Genomic DNA, 22,207 nt, shown 5'->3' with positions numbered 1-22,207 from the left:
GGGCGCTGGGGGACTTGTTCACCTAATCTTAGTGTGTGATGTTGCATCCAAAGAGCAGCAAAAACACGACGATAGATCCTATGAGCACCCCAAGCGACCTTTTGGCCGATGTCTTTGGATTCGACGCCTTTCGTCCCGGACAGGGCGAGATTGTCGAGGCCGTTGTCGCGGGTCAAAATACCCTAGCCATTATGCCAACAGGCGGCGGAAAATCCTTATGTTTTCAGCTGCCTGCGCTGTGTCGCGAGGGTGTGACTCTGGTCATTTCCCCTTTGATTGCGCTGATGCGTGATCAGGTGCGCGCCCTTCAGGAGGCCGGCGTGTGTGCAGGTGCTTTGACATCAGGCAATACCGACGAAGAAACCGATGCAGTATGGCAGGCCTTGGAAGAAAAACGGCTCAAGCTGCTGTATATGGCCCCCGAACGTCTTGCCAGTTCTGGTGCTAGGGCAATGCTCACGCGAATAGGGGTCAGCTTGATCGCTGTGGATGAGGCGCACTGTGTCAGTCAATGGGGTCATGACTTCCGACCCGATTATCTGGCAATTGGTGCTCTGCGCCGAAGCCTGAACGTGCCTTTGGCAGCCTTTACCGCAACAGCCGATGCAGAAACGCGCGATGAAATTGTCGAACGCTTGTTTGATGGCGAGGCCCCGACCACGTTTCTACATGGCTTTGACCGGCCCAACCTGCATTTGACGTTTGAGGCGAAAAACAACCCCCGCACCCAGATCCTGAACTTCGCTGCAGCGCGCAAAGGCCGATCCGGCATCGTCTATTGCGCCTCCCGCGCAAAAACCGAAAGCCTGGCCAAGGCCCTTCGCGACGTGGGCCATACGGCCTGCCACTATCACGGCGGTATGGAGGCGGACGACCGTCGCACAGTAGAACGCCGGTTTCAGCAAGAAGACGGTATAATCGTCGTGGCAACAATCGCCTTTGGTATGGGTGTTGATAAACCCGATGTGCGCTGGGTCGCCCATGCGGATTTGCCTAAATCCATAGAGGCTTACTATCAGGAGATCGGGCGCGCTGGCCGCGATGGGGCACCAGCCGATACACTGACCCTTTTTGGTGCTGACGATATTCGCCTGCGCCGCGCCCAAATTGATGAGGGTCTGGCGCCCCCAGAACGTAGATTGGCCGATGATGGCAGGCTGAACACTTTGCTTGGTCTGGCCGAAGCTTTGGAATGCCGTCGCAAGAACCTACTGGGATATTTCGGCGAAACAGACGTCACTTGCGGTAATTGTGATCTTTGCGAAAAACCGCCCGAGACCTTTGATGGCACGACACCCGTTCGCATGGCCCTATCGGCTATTTTGCGGACCGAAGAATGGTTTGGCAGCGGGCATCTGATTGATATTTTGCTTGGACACAGCACAGACAAAATAAAAGCTCGCGGTCATAGCAACTTACCCACTTTTGGGATCGGAACGGCTTATGACAAACGTCAATGGCAAACGATTTTCCGCCAGATGATGGGTCACGATCTGGTGCGACCGAACCCTGACAGGCATGGTGCATTGCAAATGACCCATGCCGCGCGGCCGATATTGCGCAACGAAGCCACGATAACCCTGCGCAAGGACAGCCTGAAAAAGACCAAGTCGGGCCCAGTCGTTCGCAGCCTTGTATCTGACGAAGACGCGCCGCTGCTTTCCGCGCTCAAGGCCAAACGGCGCGCTCTGGCCGAAACTGCCCGCGTGCCCGCCTACATCATTTTCAACGACCGCACTTTGATCGAGATGGCCGAGACCCGGCCAAAAACTATGGACGAAATGGCGGGTATTGGGGGCGTCGGCGCAAAAAAACTGGAACGATACGGCGTCGAATTCCTGACTGTGATCGCTGGCGAAGTTGAGGCCCAGCATCCCAAGCGGCGCCAGCTGGCAGGGCAAAACGCGGGCGAGGTATACGATGAATTGTTGCAAGTTCAAGCAGACCTCAGCCGGGGCACAATGGGCACCGACAAACCGATGAGTTGCTCTGCCTCCTTGCTGGCCAAAGTTGCGTCCTCTAGGGCAAGCGATACGGCCGCGATTGAACGGATCTTGGGCGACAAACGCGCGGAACGTTTTGGCGAGGCGTTTTTGGACGTGCTGCGCCAAAACCAATAACGCGACAGGTCTTGAGACTGATCTTGCGACTGCTATCTTCCGCTAAGAACGAATAGGAAAACGTCATGCTTGTAGTTGTATCGCCTGCAAAGAAACTGAATTGGGACGCGGTTGATGCGGGCCCCTTAACCCTGCCAACGTTTCAAAAAGATGCAACAACGCTTGCTAACACTGCCAAAAAACTGAAGGTGTCTGAGCTGCAAAAGCTTATGTCGATTAGCGAAAACCTTGCCAAACTGAACGCGGACCGGTTCAAAGCATTTGAAAAAGTGTCGACCGATGACAATGCGCGCCCGGCGGTTCTTGCCTTTGCTGGGGACACCTATCAAGGGTTAGACGCGGCCAGCCTGGATGCAGATGCGATGGCCTACGCCCAAGAACATTTGCGGATTTTGTCGGGGCTTTATGGGCTGCTGCGACCCTTGGATCAGATTCAGGCCTACCGTCTAGAGATGGGCAGTCGCCTTGCTACGTCTAAGGGCGCGAACCTTTATCAATATTGGGGCAAACGTTTGTCACAGGCCTTGGATGCACAGGCTGCGGAAACCAAATCCGATGTATTGGTCAATTGTGCCAGCCAAGAATATTTTGGCGCCGTGGATCAAAAAGCCCTTAAATTGCGTGTTGTGTCGCCGGTGTTCATGGAAGATAAGGGCAACGGTCCCAAAATTGTGAGCTTTTTTGCCAAAAAGGCCCGGGGTGCTATGGCGCGATTTATCGTCGAAAACCGCATCACTTCAGTGACGTCATTGGAAGGGTTTGACAGTGGTGGATATGCCTTCCAACCTGATCAATCTACCGAGGACAAGCTGGTCTTTGTGCGAGATTATCCCGAGGCTTGATCTAGCAGGCTTTGATCGAAGGCCACCAATTCTACCGTATTTCCCTCAGGATCCTGTGTGAAAATACCGCGCCAGCCGATCCAATTGAAATGCTCGATCCGATAGGGCTGATTGATTTCTTCGTACCATGCGATCACCTGATCCTGCTCTGCAAATGGGAGTGATAATGCAATGTGATGTAAGGACGAGCCTGCTCCGGCTATGGGACCTGCGTCACTTTGCGGATGGAGGCCGGGCCGCGGGCTATTGGTCCGGTAATCAAAGAGGGCAAGAACGGATGTGTGTCCCTCAAACCCTTCCCCGATCTTGTAAAATTGTATTCCGCTGTCGCCGCGTGGCTGCAACGGGATTAGTCCAATAATGGTCTCATAAAACTCTGCCATTCGATCAATGTCGTTGCATCGAATGGCAATCTCGCCAAGAGCGCGAGGTCGAAACGGCGGGGTAGAAGACATGATCGCAGACTAAGTGGTTAGTCTGTCGATGGAAAGACGTCTTCGAAATGACTACCGGTGTGCTTTTCTATCACTTCGAAAATCGCGTCTTTTTTCAGCGGTTTGGTGAGATAAATATCAAGCCCAGCCTGCAAAATTCCCAACTCGTCACCATCCATTGCGTGGGCCGTGAGGGCGCAAATCGGTACACGCGTTTCCCGGTCTAGTTCTAGTTTGCGGATGGCCTGCGTTGCCTCTTTGCCGTCCATTTTTGGCATTGAGATATCCATGAAAATCAAATCCGGTTCAAAACTTTGGAATTTCTCCACAGCTTCCTCGCCATTTTCCGCAAACATCAAATCGATGTTTAGGGATTTCACTAGTTTTGACAAAACAAGGCGGTTTGTTTTGTTGTCCTCAGCAGCCATTATGCGCATTTGACGCGGCGCATGGGGAATAGCTTCGGTAATGGGACGTTCTATGTCGGTGTCCTGATCACCGGGGAATGCCTGCGGTTCCGGGACATAGTCTTGCGCCGCTTTTTGTACTTCGGTGATTGCATGAAACAACCGGCGCCGGGGTACTGGTTTTGTCAATGAAACCTGTGGGCTGGCTGCTGCGGTGTCATCTTTGGGGGCCGAGGCAGCGGCGCAGAGGGCAATTGAACACGTGTTGGGGCTAACTGCGTTTTGTCGTTCGAAGATCTCTGGCCCCTCTGCCCCTTTGGTCGCGGTATCAACCACAAACAAATCAAACGCCTTTGCTTCCATCATTTCTAATGCCAATTCGACGTCTTCGACCAAAGTGACTTCCATCGCAAATGCAGTCAGTTGTTGTTTTGTCAAAGTTCCCGAAAGTGGTTTGTCGTCCAAAATCAAAGCAGTGCAAGGGAAATGCGGTAGTTCTATCAGGCAAGTCGAGAGGTCTTCATCAGCCAACAAGTCAATATGAAAACCAAAACAGGTGCCCTGACCGATATCACTTTCGACCCAGATTTCACCGTTCATTAATTCGATCAGTTGTTTGGAAATAGCGAGGCCAAGGCCAGTGCCCTCAAATTTGCGATTGCGTTCATCTTCGACTTGATTGAATTCCCCAAACACGTGATCCAGTTTTTCTGGGGCAATGCCAATGCCTGTATCCTCGATCGCGATGTGGACCCTTATGGTATTGTCGGGCATTTCAAAGCCGGTTACGCGGATCAACACATAACCTTCCGTGGTAAACTTAATCGCGTTGCCGATCAGGTTGGTCAGAATTTGACGTATCCGACCCGGATCGCCCAAGAACTGAGTGCCCATAAACAGATCGTAATCCAGCAGCAGCTCTAGCTTTTTATCCTGTACGGTTGGCTGCATTAAGATGATGATTTCGTGCAAAATACGCTCGAGATCGAAACTGGTTTCGCGTAAGTTCAACTTGTCGGCTTCCATTTTGGAATAATCCAAAACGTCGTTAATAATGACCAGAAGCGCTTCGCCAGAGTTTTTGATGGTGTCGACATAAAGCGATTGCTCATCATCCATTTCAGTGTCGCGCAGCAAATCCGCCATCCCCACAACGCCATTCATAGGCGTACGTATCTCATGGCTCATATTTGCCAAAAACGCGGACTTGGCTCGGTTGGCCGCCTCGGCCTGAATGGTGGCCTTGCGCATTTCTGCCTCGTGCAATACCGATTCAGTAATATTCACGCCCAGACACACAACTGTGCCGTCCTCTAGCCGGCGGTCTAGTAGGTTTATGTGTTCCCCATTCCAAAGGCGGATCACCTTTTTGGGAATTTGGGATTGCTTTATGCGCTCCCACATCATGAACTGAAACTCATCTGCGCTGAGACCTTCGGTGTCGAAAATGCCCTCTTCGCAGCCCAGCTGCAAAAGCCGTTCATAACGGACGCCGGGTCGGATTTCCTCAAGATCTTCGAAAATTCTCATATAGGACGGATTGGCCAGGGACAGCCGTAGTTCACTATCATAAACGGCAAAGCCATCCTCTAGGGTTTCCACAGAATGCCAAAGCAGGCTTTCGGCGTTTTCCGCCTGTGCGCGCGCTTCACCCAAGGCACTGACGGCCTGCATGCGACGCCCTTTTTCCTCTTCGATTAACTCGCGCGTTTGAATAATCTCTTCAGTCAAAGACTGCGCATGTGCGCCCAGTTTCTTATTGGCCTCAAACAATTCTGACTGCTTTTGGGACAGCATATGTTCTGCCACCAAACGGCCACGTCTTTCCTGTGCTAATTTCTCTGAAATACTCATAGGCCCAACATCCTGAATTGGACTTTGAAGTAACGGTTGGGCCGTGAAAATGCGGTTAACTCTGCGGTTATCCGCAGCAGGAACGGTCAACCAGCGAAGGCACAAAAGAAATTCCGCAAAATCGGCCTACCTACGATTTAACACATTGGTTTAGAATATTTTTATAGAGCCGAATATAGCACTTCAAAGGCCAAAATGGCCGTTGAATATCGTCATTTTAGGCACAATTTTAGCTAGTTTTTGGATCGGATGATTACAAACGTTCGATAGCCAAGGCGATGCCTTGACCGCCGCCAATACACATCGTGATGAGCGCACGTTGCCCTTGGATGCGGTCCAGCTCATACATTGCTTTGATCGTGATAATTGCACCCGTGGCGCCCACTGGATGCCCAAGCGAAATTGCACCACCGTTTGGATTGACCTTAGTTGGATCAAAGCCCAACCCGTTGCTTACTGCGATTGCTTGCGCGGCAAAGGCTTCGTTGCTTTCGATGACGTCAAAGTCGGCAACAGACAGTCCGGTGCGTGCGAGTAAGTTTTCAACCGCAGGCACCGGGCCTATCCCCATCACTTCAGGGCGGACACCTGCATGGGCGTATCCCAAAACGCGAAACTTGGGTGTCAGCCCGGCGGCCTCGGCTGCGTCAGCGCGGGCAAGTACAAGAGCACCAGCACCATCGTTGATCCCAGAGGCATTCCCGGCTGTTACCGTGCCGTCCTTTTGGAAAGCGGGCCGCAGCCCAGAAAGCGCGTCCATCGTGGTGGCCTTTGGGTGTTCGTCGCGCACGAAGTCCACCATCTCGCGGCGGATCTTTACGGAAACTGGCGTAATCTGCGTATCAAAGTGCCCTGCCTCAATAGCGGCGGCCGCGCGCGTCTGGCTTTCCAAAGCAAATGCATCTTGCTGTGTTCGATCCACATTGTGCTCGGCGGCGACGTTTTCAGCAGTGATGCCCATATGACCGGTGCCAAATGGACAGTTCAGCGCCCCTAACATCATATCCTGTGTTGCCACGTCGCCCATTTTCTGACCCCAACGCGCCTGTGGCATAATGTAGGGCGCACGGCTCATGTTTTCGGCACCACCTGCAAGGCTAAAGTCTGCATCGCCCATAGCCAGCGACTGAATAACAGATACGATGGCCTGAACGCCCGATCCGCATAGACGGTTGACGTTCATTGCGGGTACACTGTCTGGAACACCAGCCTGCATTGCAGCCACGCGCGACAAATACATATCGCGCGGCTCGGTGTTGATCACATGGCCAAAGGCGACATGGCCAATCTGATCTGGGCTCACTTCGGATCGTTCAAGCGCTGCCTTGGCAACGGTGGTTCCTAGATCAATCGGGGCGACACTGGCCAGCGCGCCGCCAAATCCGCCAATCGCAGTGCGTGCACCGCCCAAAATTACGATGTCATCCATGTCGTCCATCCCCTAGATTTTGTGGCAAGCTAATCCACCATGGGGACCAAGGCATCAGGGACGTTGCGTCGCAGCACAGCTGTGGGTAGCCTCACCATAAACCAAGCGAGGGAAAACGCGTGAAATACGGGCCATCCAGAACAGAGCATAAATGGCGCATAGTTGCGGGTATTGCCGTGTTTGCCTTCATGCTGTTTGCAGTGTGGATGCGTGGCGTTAGTGGCATCGCTTGGATCGAAGTGGTTGCCCTCACCACTATATTTTGCGGGATCACTATTGGTTGGTCAGGCTGGCATTTGTTCAAAGGCTCTAAAGACGAATGAAAACCACCGATAGTTTTGAGCCTTTTTCCGCGGCTGAGACCAAACTTCTCGAGACCTGCAGCATTCCTGATCGCACAACGTTGGGGAACGGCGAAAAGCCCAATGAGGCACAGGACGATAATTCGATCCGCGCTGATCTGATCCGGCATTTGCTTTTGGAAACGGACCCCAAACATCCTTTGCACCCCAAAGGCATGCGGTTGCGTGGGGCATATATTCAGGGCGCGCTTGACCTTCAGGGCTGCGACCTCAGCCATGATATCTCGCTCTCATATTGTCATTTGTCTGACGAAATAAATTTGGTCAACACGCAGCTAAGGGGGCTGCATATTTCGGCCTGTGCCCTCCATGGGATGGCCGCCGATAATTCAAGATTCAACGGATCCTTCTACCTGCGCAACGAAAGCCATAGTGCGGGTGAAATAAGCCTTGCGGGCGCCACAGTTGAAGGCGATCTGCAACTCTGTGGCGCGGTGATCATTGCCAAAGGTCAAGACGCTGTTTTTGCACCCTCGCTCGAGGTTCAAGGCTCTGTCTTTCTGGGCAATTACCCCTATGGCGACGGCATCACCTCATTGCGTTGCGAGGGCCAAGTGTTTTTGTCATCCGCCCGTATTGCACATGATTTTTTCGTCACTAACACGGCCATTATGACGAATTCTGAAATTTTGGGCGCCCCAGTTTTTGGTGCAACTGAAGAGCACGGTCGCGATATTGCGCTGTCGCTTGCCCGTGCGCGTGTTGGGGGGATCTTGTTTTTTCAAGATAACCAAATCACCCGTGGCATCGTCAATCTGGCGGGTGCCAATGTAGCACGCCTGCGGGATGAGCCCGCTGGCCCCGGTGCAAACTATCCCATCAGGCTGGATGGGTTTCGCTACAATGATTTTTCGCGGCACACAGACACCAGTTTGGCCACACGTTTGGAATGGCTCGAACGCAAGCCCGAGGATATGCCGTTTACCGCGCAGCCCTACGAACATCTGGCTGATGTGCTGCGCAGCCTCGGGCATCGCACCGACGCCACAGGCGTTTTGATCCGCAAGGAAATGCTGCTGCGGGCCGAAAACAGGCGTCTGATCGAAAGCAGTGGTGGGACTTGGTTGACCCGCGGGTTGCGCGCAGTGGCTGATGGGTTTTTGCGGATCACCGTGGGCTATGGGTACAAACCTGGTCGGGCTGTAGTGATCGCGTTGGTTCTGATCACAGGGTTGGGCCTGTTCTTTGACAAGACATGGCATGCTGGTGATATGACACCCAACGCAGCCCCCATTCTCACCTCGGCCCCGTGGATTGCCGCAACCCAAAGCCATCCGGAAAACCCCAGTGCGTTCTGGGCGTCAGTGGGACAGGCGGGCCAAGATTACGAGACGTTCAACGGTTTTGCCTACGCCGCAGATCTAGTCATTCCGCTGGTCACCCTTGGTCAAGAGAACGCATGGGCCCCCTCTACATCCCGATCGCCATTGGGGAGGGTTGGATGGTGGTTGCGATGGATCGCCATGGGCTTGGGCTGGGTGGTCACGGCCCTGCTTGCTGCAGCCATTACCGGCGTTATTCGGCAGGAATAGGGTCTAATTTGATCCGGCCAGCGGGCATCAGAAGATACCAGTCACCGTCATCGTAAACCGCCGGATGCAACGGGCGGAAATAGCCAGCCCCGCCATCAAGATTGACGCGATTACCGTGATGTTGCGGATGCTCTAGCGCGGTGTGCCCATGGATCACTTGCTTAGGCAAGGTACCATTGAACTCTAGCCAGCCCTGTCTGATCCAGATCAGGTCGTTTTCAACTTGTTGATCCAATGGGATCCCGGGTCGAATACCGGCGTGACAGAAAAACAGATCGTCGGTCTCAAACGTCAGCGGTAAGTGTTCTAGCCATGTGCGATGATCCTTTGGAACGGCTTTAAGGGCCGCCTCATGTACCGGTTCAACGGGCTTGCCATCCTCGGCATGAACCCCATAGGACAATAGTGTCTTGTCACCTCCCAGACGCGGATTGAACCACATCAAATCCGGTCGTGTCGCACTGTCGTTGATGATCATATCATCCAAAAACCGGGTCACATAGCGATCGTGATTGCCTTTCAAAGTGATCCAGTTTTTTCCAGCAGCCTGTCCATCCATTAAGGTTTGGATAACGGCGCGACTGTCGGGCCCACGGTCAACGTAATCCCCGACAAAGACAATTTGGGCGTCAGATCCGCCATCGGCATGGATCAACGCAAGTGCCTGTAACAGCATCTCATGTTGACCGTGAACATCGCCGATGGCGTATAGCATTGCGGATTATCCTACATCAAATGTCAGTGGTTTGACCTGACTGAACATGCCGGTCGCCGTCAAGTCATCCATGGCCGCTTGGGGCACGGGATGATCAATATAAAGCAACGCAATCGCTTCGCCCCCTGCACCGGCCCGACCAAGCGTAAAGTTGGCGATGTTGACATCATGCTTGCCCATCGTCGCCCCCAATGTGCCAATGATGCCAGGAACATCTTCGTTGGTGGTGTAGAGCATATGCGAACCGATCTCGGCATCGATGTTGATGCCCTTGATCTGGATAAAGCGCGGCTTGCCGTCGCTAAAGACTGTACCCGCCGCGCTACGCTCACGCTTATCCGTTACGACAGTCACTTTGATATACCCGTCAAAGGCACCGGACTTGTCTTGGTTTGTGGTGCTGATTTGAATGCCACGTTCTTTGGCGATCACAGGCGCACTAACCATATTCACGTCAGGGTTTGCTTTCTTCATGATGCCCGCGATAACGCCACAGTTCAGCGCCTCTAGGTTCATCTCGGCCACTGTACCATCATAGAGAATGTTGATCGCTTTGATTGGCTCGTCTGTCATCTGTCCGATGAAATTACCCAAATGACCGGCCAATTTCACCCATGGGCCCATCACCTTAGCTTCCTCGGCTGTCACCGATGGCATGTTCAGTGCGTTTGTCACAGCGCCAGTCAAGAGGTAGTCGGACATCTGTTCGGCCACTTGTAGCGCCACGTTTTCTTGCGCCTCTGTGGTTGCCGCGCCAAGGTGCGGTGTGACTACGACGTTGGGCAGGTTGAACAAGGGGCTGTCTGTTGCAGGCTCGACCGCGAACACGTCAAACGCAGCACCTGCCACATGACCAGATTTCAATGCTTCTGCCAGAGCGTCCTCATCCACCAAACCACCACGGGCACAGTTTACAATGCGCACACCTTTTTTCAGCTTGGCGATGTTTTCTTTTGAAAGGATGTTTTTGGTTTGCTCGGTGAAAGGCACGTGCAGCGTGATGAAGTCTGCATTGGCCAGTAACTCGTCTAGCTCAACCTTTTGCACGCCCATCTTTTCGGCCTTCTCTTCGCCCAAGAAGGGGTCATAGGCCATCACACGCATTTTGAGTGCACGGGCGCGATCACACACGATGCCACCAATGTTGCCGGCGCCAATCACACCAAGGGTTTTACCGGTGAGTTCAACCCCCATGAATTTGGATTTCTCCCATTTACCCGCATGGGTCGATGCGCTTGCTTCAGGGATCTGCCGGGCCACGGCGAACATCATCGCGATGGCGTGTTCCGCCGTCGTAATCATGTTGCCAAATGGCGTGTTCATCACGATCACACCCTTCTTGCTGGCAGCATCTTTGTCGACGTTGTCGGTGCCGATGCCCGCACGACCAATGACCTTGAGGTTCGCGGCAGAGGCCAGCAATTTCTCGGTCGCCTTAGTGGCAGACCGTATCGCCAGACCGTCATAGTTTGGGATCAGCTCCAGCAGCTTTTCCTTGTCTTTGCCCAGCTCGGGCATGAAATCCACATCAATACCGCGGTCACGGAAAATCTGTACGGCTGTTTCGGATAGTTTGTCGGATACGAGGACTTTGGGGGCCATTGGGCTCACTCCTGAAAGTTTGGGTAATTTGGATAGATCTGGGCGGCTTAAAAAGAGTCTATTTCAGCCTCAAACGCCCAATTCAGCCATGGTAGCATGGCATTGATATCTGCGGTCTCAACCGTGCCACCACACCAGATGCGAAGACCAGCAGGGGCGTCGCGATAGGCCCCGATATCAAGTGCGATATCTTCGGCCTCGAGGCGCTTGGCGATGGCCTTGGCGAAGCTGGCACCGTCTGTGATGCGATCATCTGTGAACTTAAGGCAGACAGATGTGTTGGACCGCGTCGCGGGATCCACAGCCAGAAAATCGATCCAGTCGTGATCGGCAACAAAGGCTGCGATCGCATTTGCATTTGCATCCGCGCGGGCAATCAAGCCCTGCAACCCGCCAACGGATTTGGCCCAATCCAGAGCGAACAGGTAATCCTCAACCGCCAGCATAGAAGGCGTGTTGATCGTGGCCCCTTTAAAGATACCGTCGATCAGTTTGCCACCTTTAGTGAGGCGGAAAATTTTAGGCAACGGCCACGCTGGTGTATAGCTTTCGAGGCGTGCCACAGCGCGTGGGCTGAGGATCAGAATGCCGTGGGCTGCTTCACCGCCCAGCACTTTTTGCCAGCTGAAGGTGGTGACATCCAATTTGTCCCATGGCAGATCCATCGCGAAGGCAGCCGAGGTCGCATCGCACAGGGTCAAACCCGCACGGTCTGCAGGGATCACATCGCCATCAGGCAGGCGCACGCCAGAGGTCGTACCATTCCAAGTAAAGCAAACATCTTTGTCAAAATCGACAACGTTGAAATCAACGATGTGACCGTAATCGGCCGTGGTGACTTTGGCGTCCAGTTTGAGCTGTTTCACGGCATCCGTTACCCAGCCGGAGCCGAAGCTTTCCCAAGCGAGCATTTCAACGGCCCGTTCACCCAGCAGGTTCCACATGGCCATCTCGTAGGCGCCAGTGTCAGATGCGGGTACGATTCCGATCTTGTAGTCAGCCGGTACACCAAGGACCTCACGGGTCGTCTCAATCGCGGCGAGCAGCTTGTCTTTGCCCACGGCTGCACGATGCGAGCGACCCAGCGGGGCGTCGTCCAAAGCATTCAATGTCCATGTGGGCGGTTTGGCACAAGGGCCAGACGAAAAACGCGGGTTAGCCGGCCGCGTGGCCGGTTGTTGAATAGTCATATCTAGTATCCTCACAGATATTCGCCCTTCGTTGGGGAAGGGTGTCCCACCGCCGGACATACGGAACCCCAGTAAAAACAGCAATAGGCAAAGGTGTTTGCTTCGTAGGTAAATGTAGCCGTTTGCAGAACGATGCAGGAACGCATGTTTCCTATTGGCACAAATCTGACACAAGGAAATCAGGTTTTGTTCCACGACACCGAGCCGCAGAATCAGGCGGCAGGCTTTATGCAATCTCCCCATTTCTGTCGGGTCAGGTGATGCCATGAGCGGCATGGCGCTAATCTGGGCCGCAAATGTCAAAGGCCTAAAGCCCGCCGCCAAGATTGTGCTGATTCAACTGGCGGACTTCCACAACAAGGAAACTGGGCAGTGCAACCCAAGCGCACAGCGGTTGGCGGACGAATGCGAGATGGGCCGCGCAACGCTATTCCGGCACATGACGACCTTGGAGGAATGTGGGCTTGTTACGCGCCATGCTCGTGGTGATGGCGATGGTGGGCGAGGCTCCAATCAGTATGAGTTGCATTTGGATATTTCCCTTGGCCCCAGTTCGCGCCCGAAGGGTGGGGGGAGCGGTCCTGGTGGGGTTGTGTCTCAAAATGAGACGGGGGGAAACGTCTCAAAAAAGCGGGGGAAAGGTCTCAAGGGTGAGACGGGGGTAGTCTCAAAACGACACAGGAACCTTACCATTGAACCTAAGAAAGAACCTCCTTCGCGCAGGCGCGAGGCGGCAGAGGATGAGAAGATTTTGGCAGCCTATCCGCCGGATCGGCTTCGAGGCAAAGCGGCCTGCATTGCCCGGATCGAGGAGGCCATGAAGGAAGGGATCAGGTCGGAGGACTTGCTGCTGGCCGTCCAAGCCTACGCCACCGATAGCGCGGGTTTCACCCGTTCCAAGGTTTGCTTTTCCGACAACTGGTTTCAGTCGCGGCGCTGGCAAGCCTATGTCGAGAAGCAGGCCGAAGACCGAGAAAAGACGGCAGCGTTACAGGCCGATCACCATGCGCGGCTGGCCTGCTGGATCAGCGACCGCAGCCCGATGTGTAAGCACATCACGGGCACCCAAGTCACGGCGTTGCTTGCCTCAAAACTGGTGACCGAGGCCCAAATCCAAGCCGCAGGCCTCAGATCATGACCGCAACCGATCCCACCGAAGAGCAAACAGCAAGGCCACCCATGTCATACGCTGGCGCTGCTGACACGGGACATTGCGAGGGGCGGCACGCCTCCCCTTCGAACCCCACCGGCGCGGGAAATGCCCGCACCAAAGAGCCGCTGACTGAGACCTTCGTCTTTCGGTGCACAGCAGCAGAGAAGGCCCAGTTGCGCGCCAAGGCCGAGGCCGCTGGCCTGCCCGCCGCGACCCTGCTGCGCGAGGCGCTTGGCCTGACCGAGGCGCGTCGTCGCAAGCCCATCCCCCGGGTTGATCCGGCGCTGGTGCTGGCCGTCGGGCGCATCGGTGGCAACCTCAACCAGATCGCACGTTGGCTGAACCGCGCGATACTGGCGGGGCGCGTTGACCTCGACGCCCTAACCGTTGCCCGCCGCCTGCTGACCATCGAACGCCAACTTGCCCAGATCGTTGAGGCGGCGCGCCGATGCTGATCAAGTTCTTCCGCAATGGCAAAGGCGCGGGCGCTGGTCCCGTCGTCTACCTCGTTGCGGACAAGGTGCTGGCCTATGATGGCAATCGCGACCTGATCCGAGATGCCGGTGGCCTGCCGAAGACCGTCACGCGCGACCCGCTGCCTGAGGTTCTGCGCGGCAACCCCGAGCGCACCGAAGCTCTGATCGACGCCAGCCGCCACCAATGGACATACCGCGCGGGCGTGATCAGCTTTGCAGACACCGACGACCCGACCGATGACCAGCAGACCGAGGTCATGGACGGGTTCGAGCAGCTGGCCTTCGCGGGGCTGGACCCTGAGCAATATGAGGTGCTCTGGGTCCGACATACCCACGAAGACCGTGTCGAGCTTCACTTCTGCACACCGCGCTTGGAGCTGACCTCGGGTCGCAGCCTGAACATCGCACCACCCGGCTATGAGAAAGCCTTTGACAGCCTACGCGATGTGATGAACCAGCGCCACGGCTGGGCCGATCCGATGGAGTTGGAACGGGTCCAAGAGGTCCGCGACACCATCGAGACCCCAACCCGAGCCCAAGGTCGCGATGAACTACACGCTTGGCTGCAAGATCAAATCAGTGTCGGCCTCGTCACTGACCGCGCAAGCATGCTCGACGCGCTCGTCTATGCAGGCTTCGACATCCCGCGTGCAGGCAAAGCCTACCTCACCGCCCAAGATCCCGACACCGGCGAGCGCTGGCGTTTGAAAGGAGAAATATTCCATGAAGACTGGCAAGCCGACCCGACTGAGCGAGAAGCTGAACGCGGAACTGGACACGATCCGGCAGGACTACGCCGCCTCGATGGCATCCCAATTGGAGAGCTTCAATACCGATTTGAGCAAAATTGCGACCATCGCGCATCGTACAATCGAGAGCGATACCCGCAGCTTTCTGCGATAAAACAAGAGCTGGCTGACGATCTCGCCCTGGCTGATCACGGGGACGTTCTTGGTGGGGATCGCCTTGATGATGGCCGCGAGCTTGCTTTGGACGTTGATGCTGGAGAACTCGGAACTGACGGACTTGGGTCTGACGCGGATCGACAGGGAGGACGGGACCTGGCTGGTGCTGGACCCGACCAAGACGCGGCTGAGGACCTGCACGCTCGGCGGCAGATCAGTGACATGCATCAAGATCGAGGAGAATTAGATGACGACACCCCTGACAGCCTTGGAGCGCGACTTGCTCGCCTGCGTCGAGCGGTTGGTGACGGCCTGCGAGGTCTCAGCCGCGGAATTGAGCGAGTTAGAGGAACGCTCGACGAAGGGGATGCAGAGCCAGATGGATGGATTGGCCGCTTGCGTGTCGGTGCTCATTCAATCGCAAGTGGCGTCCGTGGCTGCGTTGCACGGCTTGCTGAACGAGGGCTCGAACTACGGGAGGCTGCGCACGCAACTAGAGACCAGCTTGAAATTAGTGAAAGCCGCCGAAGAGAGGTTGAGACAGAGCTAGAAGCGCGCGAGGTCGAGATGGATCGGGGGATGACGCATTGAGGGCGAGACCCATGTTTGTTCCATTGTCATTGAAGCAAGAAATTTGTGTCAAAAGGACAGACAATGGCGGCTACTCACCCGTGTGATTCAAGAATGGCACTTTTGTCGACATACGAATCTCTGTATGTTGCAAAAAATGGATTTTTTAGACATACGATGATTGGTATGATTACATGAGCGCCAAAACAACTACCATAACTAGAGAAGCCCTCGTTGAACGATACCAAATACCTCCGCTGCCACCACATCCTGATCTGGAAACGCGGAAGGTTCTGAAGGCATTGACGATCGCTCACAAGAACCTTGCTGAGCTGAAAGGTCGCGCAGGTAGCATCCCTAACCAAGGCATACTCATTGACACCTTGATGCTTCAAGAGGCTGCTGCGAGTTCGGAGATTGAAAACATCGTCACAACTCAAGATGAGTTGTTTCAAATCGATAGTCGAAAGGGAATTTATCCATCTCCTGAAGCCAAAGAAGTAGGCATGTACGGTGAGGCATTGAGGCTGGGATATTCCCAGTTGGTTGAGAAAGATGGCATGATAAGCAGCAACCAGATCATTACTCTCTTTCAGACTCTAAAGGGCAGCACGGATGAATTCCGAAAGATGCCAGGGACTGCTCTTAAGAACGAAAGTTCAGGCGAAATAGTATATGTGCCGCCACAATCTCACAGTGATATATTGGATCAGATGCGAGCGCTTGAGCACTTCATCAACACAACAGAAGAAACGGACCTAGATCCACTCGTTTCAATGGCTCTTATTCATCATCAATTTGAAAGCATTCATCCGTTTTCTGATGGTAATGGACGCATCGGGCGCATTCTGAACGTGCTCTACTTGTGCAGGGTCGAACTCCTCGAGATTCCGATACTGTATATCAGTCGCTATATCACTCGAAACAAGGGCGAATACTACAGATTGCTGCAGCACACCCGCGACACGTTGGAGTGGGAGCCATGGTTGCTTTATATGATTAACGCAGTCTCAGAGACGGCCAAAGAGACCACCCAGCTTGTTTTTGGAATCAAGCAGTTAATGTCAGAGTACAAGAACCGAATAAAGCGTGATCATCCCAAGTTATACTCACATGAACTCGTCAATAACCTGTTTCGCCACCCATACACCCGCATTGAATATGTCATCGAAGAAGTAGGAGTTGGGCGACAGACTGCAGGCCGGTATCTCGACCAACTTACCCAGTCAGGTCTTCTAGAGAAGGTGAAAGTTGCCCAAAGCAACTATTATATAAATGCACCGCTTGTTCAGTTGCTTTCACAAAATGGTCCGGAGCCACGCTAGTCCCGCATCCAAATACGAGCTTAGGGATCAATCTTGATTGCGGCGACCGGCCGTTAAGCGTCGCACAAGCCACCATACCATCAGACAGGCGCTACCAGCCACTCTGGCAATGGGGGTTGCCGTATTCCAAAACGCCGCCGTTCGCTGCGCTCTGCCTGAACTGACACAACGCGGACAAAACTGCCATTGCCCAAAGCAATTCGAATGTCCGCAATGACTGCAGACATTCTGATGTTTAATACGAAAGCATTCCCTCAAAAGTCAGCAAAGTAGTCCAGTGGTACTCATCCTAGGAACCTTGCCAGTGTGGTAACGGATCATATCCCAGCTGCAGCAAAACATGCGGGACATCAACAAACACCCAGTTCTCGACAAGCAGCTCGTTTTCCCGCCGCCACCAGTCACAGACACGCATGAATACCCGCTCTTTCGTGGGGCCTTGCCCTAGGAATGGCTTCACGTTGACACCGGTTAGGGATGGCCAACCGCCCGAGCACGTATAATTTCCGTCACCATATCTTGTGAAGTGCTTGGTCATCCCATTGCCCTTGGACCCGCCTGACCATCCGTCAAATTGGGACTCGAATGGAACCTGAAACGATGCAAATTCCTCAATGCCTACAAAACTTCCAAAGGCGCCCGGACCGTACCACATCATATTGTCGTGCCAATAAGGTCGCCATGCTTCGTCCTTGGTTGCAAGTTCTGTGAGCATATCCGTCACGATCTGATAACTGCGTTGGCCCTCGGCTGGATCGGGTTCATTCGTGATGACGCCGTCTTTGCTCGCCGGTCCTTGGATCAACCCAGTATAGCCGCGCGACAGACCCGGCCCAATGGGCAGCGGCCATTGATTGCAGGCGATCATCAATTCCGGGATGTCGAGGTAGATATAGCTTTCGACCGCTTTTCCGTTCTCAATACGGTGAAATTCACCATAACGCAGATAGCTGAGCGTGCCGGTTGCCTTGAGGCCGATCCAGTCTTGCGCAAAGCGCCCTACGTAGTAGCCCGTGGAACTGATCCAATCTTGCCCATCAAATTGGCCAGCCATGAAAATGTCGTCGCGCCTGTAAAGCCCCTCGAACGAGTGTTGTAAGGGACGCAGGAATTTTTCGAGGTACGTGTCTGCCCCTTGCAGTTCATTGAACGGGTGGACAACGTTGATGTTGGCGTCTGCAGCAAAGAATGCGGCAACTGCGCCAGAAAAATTGTTTGGATGCTTGAGTGCCTCTGCGTACCGCAGATAGAGTGAACGGTCATGTGATGACATGATACTTCCTTTTGAATGCTTGATGTGGTGGGTCGGGTTACTTGTGACCTGGACCCGCACGCATTCTGGAAAAAGGAATGCGACCCGGACGCCTTGACCGAACGGCCAACAAACGCATGGTTGCGTTCTTGGCGGATGATTGCATCGATTGAAGGCTCTTTGATCCCATACTGTGACCGTAAAGTTTTCGATGCGACGGGCAAGAGGAAACCAGCGTTTTACGGCAGCGCTTCCAAAAGAGAGGAAGCCGAATAGGCGTGAGCCCTGTTTAGAAGCCTTGATCTTGCAAAATGACACCAAACAAAGCCGACTTTCGTGCGACTTGCAGCATCGGTTGTTTTGGGCTCTCTTGAAACCTTCGCTGCGCTGGTCCTGAGTGACCGGTTCGGGAAACAACGCCGTTCGCTGCGCGGTGTACGAACTGATAAGGTGCGGACAAAGCACAAATTCGCTGCGGTTGCGCCAAAGTCCGCATTGCTGAATTGGCACAAAGTGCAAAGCGAAGTTCGATCCGCCGCGATGCATCAAACGCAAGGTTCAACTGCAAAATGAATTCTGATTTCTTTTGCGCTGAACAAGTTGTTTTGGTTTGGCCGTCGCGAAAGATTCTTTAGACTACCCTCTAGCTGGACATCTTCCAATTTTTCGAACGGCCAACATGGTCGATCAAATAGTCTATGAATACCCGAACTTTAGCGGATACTACGTTGCTTTTAGGATAGATCAGCCAAAGCGATGGTTTGTTGACGAACTCGTAGTCAGGCAGCAGTCTAATCAAGGAACCGTCTGCAAGATCGCTATGAACCAACCATGCCGAATTAACCGAAATACCAGCCCCTTCGCGGGTTACACGCCTTTGGGTTGCCCCATCATTAACAACCAGTGTCTGTGTCCCACTTTTGGGATCAAAAAGAGCTGTGCTCCCGTTTGATGTCGTAAGTACTTTTGCCTCCATATTGCGAAAACCGATAAGCCGGTGCTGATCCAGATCGGCTGGGCTTATCGGTGTGCCGTAGCGCTCCAGATAATGGGGCGAAGCACATATGACGCGTTGGTCGTCCGCCAGCTTTCGGGCGGTGAGTGTGCTGTCCTCAAGGACCGAATTGCGCAAAGCGAGATCATAGCTTCCCTCGATAAGGTCAAACTGAGCATCAGAAAGATGCAGATCGAGGGTCAGGTCAGGATAGAGATCCATTAACGCGGGCAGGATTGGAGCGATATATAGTTGTGCAAACGTGCTTGGTGCCGCAAAGCGCAACGTTCCTTTGATTTGGGCCCGACCTGCGCCCATGGCAGCAAGTGCGGTCTCTTCTTGGGCGATCATCTCACGCGCGTAAGGCAAAAAGTCCTGCCCCTCAAGTGACACTGACACCTTACGGGTTGAGCGGTGCAAAAGCTCTGCCCCCACCAGCTGTTCCAACTTGGCAATGCGCGTGCTGGCCACAGCTGGCGCCATGCCAAGCGTGCGGCCCGCCGCGCTGATGTTCAACGTTTCGCAGGCAAGTACAAAAAGGCGAAGGCTTTGCGTATCCATATTATATCTTATTTCGGAATACTGAATTCCCATCAAGGCCCTTTATATATCTATCGAGGATGATATTTCTGAGTTTAAGAAGAACACAGGAGTATCCGATGAGCATGACAGCGACAGTCAACTATCATGTGCACAAACCCGAGCGTCAGGCGTTTGAGATTGATGCCGGAGGGATCATTGGGAACCTGATCTCGCCTGAACTCGCGCCTACCGAAGTCTCGGTCTTTGATGAGCGTCGATGGTGCGAAACAACGGTTGATCGATATTCTTGGTCCCGAACAGGCGACAGAATGGAGCAACGGACATTACGCCTTCATTAATGTTTGGCGACCAGTGGGCGATGTGATCAACTCAGCACCCTTGGGATTCATTCTACCTTCGAGTGTGGCGGAAGACGATTGGATTTTGCTTGATTTGATCTACCCAGACCGCAAGGGCCAAATCCTAGGCTTGGCCGCAAACCCGGATCATGAATGGGTCTACATGTCCAAAATGACGCCGCATGACGTTGCCTACTTTAACATATTCGACAATCGCGGGCGCGCGTCGATTGGCCATAGCGCTCTCGACATGGTCGAAGACCCCAACATTTCAACCATCCGTAAGAGCATCGAGAGCCGGACTTTGGTCCGCTACTGAAACAGCTTCCGCGACAGGGAGAGAACCACCCTTGTTCGTCGCGCAAATAGAAAGAAGAACTGATGAAAAAGACAATTTTGATAACCGGTGCGACCGATGGCATTGGGCTTTTGACCGCTCAGAACCTCGCTGCAGAAGGGCACACGGTCTTGCTGCATGGACGCAGTGCCGAAAAACTTGAAGCAGCAAAGAAGCAAGTCGGCGGCACCACCGAAACCTACTTCGCCGATCTAACGCGCATGGCTGATGTGCGTGCGATGGCAGCCGACATTCGTAAATCGCACGACCAACTTGATATCATCATGAACAACGCTGGTGTTTTGAAACTCTCTGATCCGCTGACAGCGGATGGGTATGACGCCCGCTTCATGGTGAATACATTCGCGCCCTACGTGCTGACCCGTGATCTTTTGCCAATCATTCCAAAAGATGGGCGGATCGTGAACCTATCATCGGCAGCGCAGGCCCCTGTCGATCTTGAGGCACTTCACGGTCAGCGCACAGTGGACGATATGACCGCCTATGCGCAAAGCAAGCTTGCCATCACAATCTGGTCGCGCGAATTGGCGAAAGACCTCCCAGATGGACCAATCGTTGTGGCTGTAAACCCCGGATCGCTGCTTGCCTCCAAGATGGTCAAAGAGGGCTTTGGCGTTGCGGGCAATGATCTGCAAATCGGCGCGTCGATTCTGCGCAAAGCGGCATTGGACAGCTCCTTTGCAGACGCCAGCGGCAAATACTTTGACAACGACATCGGCCAGTTCGCTAAACCTCATGGTGCGGCCTTGGATGCAGGTCACAGTGGCGATGTCATGCAAGCCATTAACACAGTCTGCGCTGCCCTCAGCTAGTCCACAGGGCACCCAGATTTTTGAGGCGGCATTGAATGCGCCTTTCGATAATCACGATCTAAGGAACAAACGTTATGACACTCCAATCTCTTGAGCGCGCCCGCACAATTGAGCGCCCAACCCGCGAAGCGCAACTACAACGCGCCCCTTCCGTTCAGCATTTTTGGGACCAGAACACGCGACTGTTTGAGGCGGCATGGGCCGAATGGGAAACCGACACAGACCGCGCGTCTGTTCTGGACGAAAGCCTTTTTGATGCCAAACTGCGCACCGCAGTTGCGCAAGCATGGGCCGATCCGACGAAAGAAGGCGCGGTAAAGAACCAGTGGAAAGAGGTTTTTCCCGGCGTCTATGAAACCCAGTTCTTTGATCCTGAAAAATTGATTGTCCTGCGCGATTATATGGCGGCTGCGGCCGATGCGGAGATTCCAGTACGTCCGCCCTATGGCATTTCATTGAACCGAGGCGGGGCGATGCTGGATCCGCGGTCACAAGGATATTTAGCAGCACCCAACTTTCAGACCTTCTATCGCAATCTGATGGATGCTTACATGCGACCCATTTCTCGGCTGCTTTTCCCAGACGTCATGGGATACGACACGCAGACTTTTGGGTTCTCAATACAGTGGCAGGCGGACGCAGACACATCCTTGCGCGCGCATACCGACGCCTCATCCGTGACGTTGAACCTGAACCTGAATTTGCCGGGCGAAGAGTTCTCCGGCTCTGGGGTGCGCTTCTTTGATCATGCGACCCGCAAGATCGAAGAGCTGACATTTGCACCTGGTACAGCCCTCATTCACCACGGAAGCGTACCGCATGAATCCATGCCCATCACCGCAGGCGAACGATCAAATTTCGTGCTTTGGCTTTACGGCAACCATGGGCAAGTGCCTGCACCTGGCAGCCCGCATCCAGTGATCGACCCAAAAGAACGCTGGAGCATTCCAAACGTACCAAGTGACGGCTTCGCGCCGTTTTAATCCGATATCCG

19 protein-coding genes and 1 pseudogene are annotated in these 22,207 nt (G+C 54.0%); 12 read left to right on the top strand and 8 right to left on the bottom strand.

The window, feature by feature from the left end; all coding sequences use genetic code 11:
• Positions 1-80: 80 nt before the first annotated feature.
• Both recQ and yaaA read left to right on the top strand, forming a co-directional pair.
• Positions 81-2,120, top strand: coding sequence for a DNA helicase RecQ (gene recQ / locus ACIRQ6_RS16355; protein ID WP_420861668.1), 2,040 nt, complete (start codon positions 81-83; stop codon positions 2,118-2,120).
• Between the two features lie 65 nt (positions 2,121-2,185).
• A complete protein-coding gene (gene yaaA / locus ACIRQ6_RS16350) occupies positions 2,186-2,962 on the top strand; it encodes a peroxide stress protein YaaA (protein WP_420861667.1) in 777 nt (258 codons plus the stop codon).
• Here yaaA and ACIRQ6_RS16345 read toward each other — a convergent pair.
• The 3 genes from ACIRQ6_RS16345 to ACIRQ6_RS16335 all read right to left on the bottom strand — a co-directional run bounded on the left by ACIRQ6_RS16345 (position 2,947) and on the right by ACIRQ6_RS16335 (position 7,086).
• Positions 2,947-3,417: a VOC family protein gene (locus ACIRQ6_RS16345; RefSeq protein WP_420861666.1), complete on the bottom strand. Its 471-nt coding sequence runs from the start codon at positions 3,415-3,417 to the stop codon at positions 2,947-2,949. The two genes, yaaA and ACIRQ6_RS16345, sit on opposite strands and share 16 nt — an antisense overlap.
• A 17-nt stretch (positions 3,418-3,434) precedes the next feature.
• Positions 3,435-5,657 carry a response regulator gene (locus ACIRQ6_RS16340; RefSeq protein WP_420861665.1) on the bottom strand — a complete coding sequence of 741 codons (2,223 nt, stop codon included), beginning with the start codon at positions 5,655-5,657 and terminating at the stop codon, positions 3,435-3,437.
• Between the two features lie 253 nt (positions 5,658-5,910).
• Entirely contained in the window at positions 5,911-7,086 is a 1,176-nt protein-coding gene (locus tag ACIRQ6_RS16335; RefSeq protein WP_420861664.1) for an acetyl-CoA C-acyltransferase family protein, read from the bottom strand.
• Between the two features lie 119 nt (positions 7,087-7,205).
• Here ACIRQ6_RS16335 and ACIRQ6_RS16330 point away from each other — a divergent pair, with 119 nt between their 5' ends.
• Both ACIRQ6_RS16330 and ACIRQ6_RS16325 read left to right on the top strand, forming a co-directional pair.
• Positions 7,206-7,409, top strand: a complete 204-nt coding sequence (locus ACIRQ6_RS16330) for a hypothetical protein (protein ID WP_420861663.1) — start codon at positions 7,206-7,208, stop codon at positions 7,407-7,409.
• Entirely contained in the window at positions 7,406-8,980 is a 1,575-nt protein-coding gene (locus ACIRQ6_RS16325; protein ID WP_420861662.1) for a hypothetical protein, read from the top strand. The genes ACIRQ6_RS16330 and ACIRQ6_RS16325 overlap by 4 nt, the downstream gene beginning before the upstream one ends.
• Here ACIRQ6_RS16325 and ACIRQ6_RS16320 read toward each other — a convergent pair.
• From ACIRQ6_RS16320 to ACIRQ6_RS16310, 3 genes are read right to left on the bottom strand one after another with little or no spacing between them, the layout of a single operon-like run.
• A complete protein-coding gene (locus ACIRQ6_RS16320; RefSeq protein ID WP_420861661.1) occupies positions 8,964-9,695 on the bottom strand; it encodes a metallophosphoesterase family protein in 732 nt (243 codons plus the stop codon). The genes ACIRQ6_RS16325 and ACIRQ6_RS16320 overlap by 17 nt on opposite strands.
• Before the next feature lie 6 nt (positions 9,696-9,701).
• Entirely contained in the window at positions 9,702-11,297 is a 1,596-nt protein-coding gene (gene serA / locus ACIRQ6_RS16315) for a phosphoglycerate dehydrogenase (protein WP_420861660.1), read from the bottom strand.
• 47 nt (positions 11,298-11,344) lie between these two features.
• On the bottom strand, positions 11,345-12,487 hold the full coding sequence (locus tag ACIRQ6_RS16310) for a phosphoserine transaminase (RefSeq protein WP_420861659.1): 1,143 nt from the start codon (positions 12,485-12,487) through the stop codon (positions 11,345-11,347).
• 265 nt (positions 12,488-12,752) lie between these two features.
• Between ACIRQ6_RS16310 and ACIRQ6_RS16305 the strand changes: the two are divergent.
• The 5 genes and pseudogenes from ACIRQ6_RS16305 to ACIRQ6_RS16285 all read left to right on the top strand — a co-directional run.
• A pseudogene (locus ACIRQ6_RS16305) lies at positions 12,753-12,920 on the top strand (helix-turn-helix domain-containing protein); the annotation flags it as partial.
• A 318-nt stretch (positions 12,921-13,238) separates the two neighbouring features.
• Positions 13,239-13,625, top strand: coding sequence for a hypothetical protein (locus ACIRQ6_RS16300; protein WP_420863924.1), 387 nt, complete (start codon positions 13,239-13,241; stop codon positions 13,623-13,625).
• The gene (locus tag ACIRQ6_RS16295) at positions 13,622-14,095 is read left to right on the top strand and encodes a plasmid mobilization protein (RefSeq protein ID WP_420861658.1); all 474 of its coding nucleotides are present in this window, start codon (positions 13,622-13,624) and stop codon (positions 14,093-14,095) included. Before ACIRQ6_RS16300 ends, ACIRQ6_RS16295 begins: the two co-directional genes overlap by 4 nt.
• On the top strand, positions 14,089-15,612 hold the full coding sequence (locus tag ACIRQ6_RS16290) for a relaxase/mobilization nuclease domain-containing protein (RefSeq protein ID WP_420861657.1): 1,524 nt from the start codon (positions 14,089-14,091) through the stop codon (positions 15,610-15,612). The genes ACIRQ6_RS16295 and ACIRQ6_RS16290 overlap by 7 nt, the downstream gene beginning before the upstream one ends.
• Positions 15,613-15,785: 173 nt before the next feature.
• On the top strand, positions 15,786-16,916 hold the full coding sequence (locus ACIRQ6_RS16285; RefSeq protein ID WP_420861656.1) for a Fic family protein: 1,131 nt from the start codon (positions 15,786-15,788) through the stop codon (positions 16,914-16,916).
• A gap of 289 nt (positions 16,917-17,205) precedes the next feature.
• On the opposite strand, the gene ACIRQ6_RS16280 is transcribed toward ACIRQ6_RS16285, so the two are convergent.
• Positions 17,206-18,189, bottom strand: coding sequence for a hypothetical protein (locus tag ACIRQ6_RS16280; RefSeq protein ID WP_420861655.1), 984 nt, complete (start codon positions 18,187-18,189; stop codon positions 17,206-17,208).
• 622 nt (positions 18,190-18,811) lie between these two features.
• Complete coding sequence (locus ACIRQ6_RS16275; protein ID WP_420861654.1) at positions 18,812-19,723, bottom strand: LysR family transcriptional regulator; 912 nt, start codon at positions 19,721-19,723, stop codon at positions 18,812-18,814.
• Positions 19,724-19,951: 228 nt separating this feature from the next.
• Here ACIRQ6_RS16275 and ACIRQ6_RS16270 point away from each other — a divergent pair, with 228 nt between their 5' ends.
• From ACIRQ6_RS16270 to ACIRQ6_RS16260, 3 genes are all read left to right on the top strand, one after another.
• Entirely contained in the window at positions 19,952-20,362 is a 411-nt protein-coding gene (locus ACIRQ6_RS16270) for a CmcJ/NvfI family oxidoreductase (RefSeq protein ID WP_420861653.1), read from the top strand.
• A 62-nt stretch (positions 20,363-20,424) separates the two neighbouring features.
• A complete protein-coding gene (locus tag ACIRQ6_RS16265) occupies positions 20,425-21,213 on the top strand; it encodes an SDR family NAD(P)-dependent oxidoreductase (RefSeq protein ID WP_420861652.1) in 789 nt (262 codons plus the stop codon).
• A gap of 74 nt (positions 21,214-21,287) precedes the next feature.
• Complete coding sequence (locus tag ACIRQ6_RS16260; RefSeq protein ID WP_420861651.1) at positions 21,288-22,196, top strand: 2OG-Fe(II) oxygenase; 909 nt, start codon at positions 21,288-21,290, stop codon at positions 22,194-22,196.
• Positions 22,197-22,207 lie beyond the last annotated feature (11 nt).

Origin of the sequence: Algirhabdus cladophorae, assembly GCF_044772865.1 — a bacterium.
Lineage (GTDB): Bacteria > Pseudomonadota > Alphaproteobacteria > Rhodobacterales > Rhodobacteraceae > Algirhabdus > Algirhabdus cladophorae.
Note: the sequence above shows the minus strand (reverse complement) of the source record. Positions and strands in the feature narration are given on the sequence as shown.

Excerpts from the sequence above, each read along its gene's own strand:
- ACIRQ6_RS16295 (WP_420861658.1), top strand. The coding sequence starts at position 13,622 with ATGACCGCAACCGATCCCACCGAAGAGCAAACAGCAAGGCCACCCATG.
- recQ (WP_420861668.1), top strand. The coding sequence starts at position 81 with ATGAGCACCCCAAGCGACCTTTTGGCCGATGTCTTTGGATTCGACGCC.
- ACIRQ6_RS16285 (WP_420861656.1), top strand. The coding sequence starts at position 15,786 with ATGAGCGCCAAAACAACTACCATAACTAGAGAAGCCCTCGTTGAACGA.
- ACIRQ6_RS16320 (WP_420861661.1), bottom strand. The coding sequence starts at position 9,695 with ATGCTATACGCCATCGGCGATGTTCACGGTCAACATGAGATGCTGTTA.
- ACIRQ6_RS16325 (WP_420861662.1), top strand. The coding sequence starts at position 7,406 with ATGAAAACCACCGATAGTTTTGAGCCTTTTTCCGCGGCTGAGACCAAA.
- ACIRQ6_RS16265 (WP_420861652.1), top strand. The coding sequence starts at position 20,425 with ATGAAAAAGACAATTTTGATAACCGGTGCGACCGATGGCATTGGGCTT.
- serA (WP_420861660.1), bottom strand. The coding sequence starts at position 11,297 with ATGGCCCCCAAAGTCCTCGTATCCGACAAACTATCCGAAACAGCCGTA.
- ACIRQ6_RS16335 (WP_420861664.1), bottom strand. The coding sequence starts at position 7,086 with ATGGATGACATCGTAATTTTGGGCGGTGCACGCACTGCGATTGGCGGA.
- ACIRQ6_RS16275 (WP_420861654.1), bottom strand. The coding sequence starts at position 19,723 with ATGGATACGCAAAGCCTTCGCCTTTTTGTACTTGCCTGCGAAACGTTG.
- ACIRQ6_RS16270 (WP_420861653.1), top strand. The coding sequence starts at position 19,952 with ATGAGCGTCGATGGTGCGAAACAACGGTTGATCGATATTCTTGGTCCC.
- ACIRQ6_RS16340 (WP_420861665.1), bottom strand. The coding sequence starts at position 5,657 with ATGAGTATTTCAGAGAAATTAGCACAGGAAAGACGTGGCCGTTTGGTG.
- yaaA (WP_420861667.1), top strand. The coding sequence starts at position 2,186 with ATGCTTGTAGTTGTATCGCCTGCAAAGAAACTGAATTGGGACGCGGTT.
- ACIRQ6_RS16345 (WP_420861666.1), bottom strand. The coding sequence starts at position 3,417 with ATGTCTTCTACCCCGCCGTTTCGACCTCGCGCTCTTGGCGAGATTGCC.
- ACIRQ6_RS16310 (WP_420861659.1), bottom strand. The coding sequence starts at position 12,487 with ATGACTATTCAACAACCGGCCACGCGGCCGGCTAACCCGCGTTTTTCG.
- ACIRQ6_RS16280 (WP_420861655.1), bottom strand. The coding sequence starts at position 18,189 with ATGTCATCACATGACCGTTCACTCTATCTGCGGTACGCAGAGGCACTC.
- ACIRQ6_RS16290 (WP_420861657.1), top strand. The coding sequence starts at position 14,089 with ATGCTGATCAAGTTCTTCCGCAATGGCAAAGGCGCGGGCGCTGGTCCC.
- ACIRQ6_RS16260 (WP_420861651.1), top strand. The coding sequence starts at position 21,288 with ATGACACTCCAATCTCTTGAGCGCGCCCGCACAATTGAGCGCCCAACC.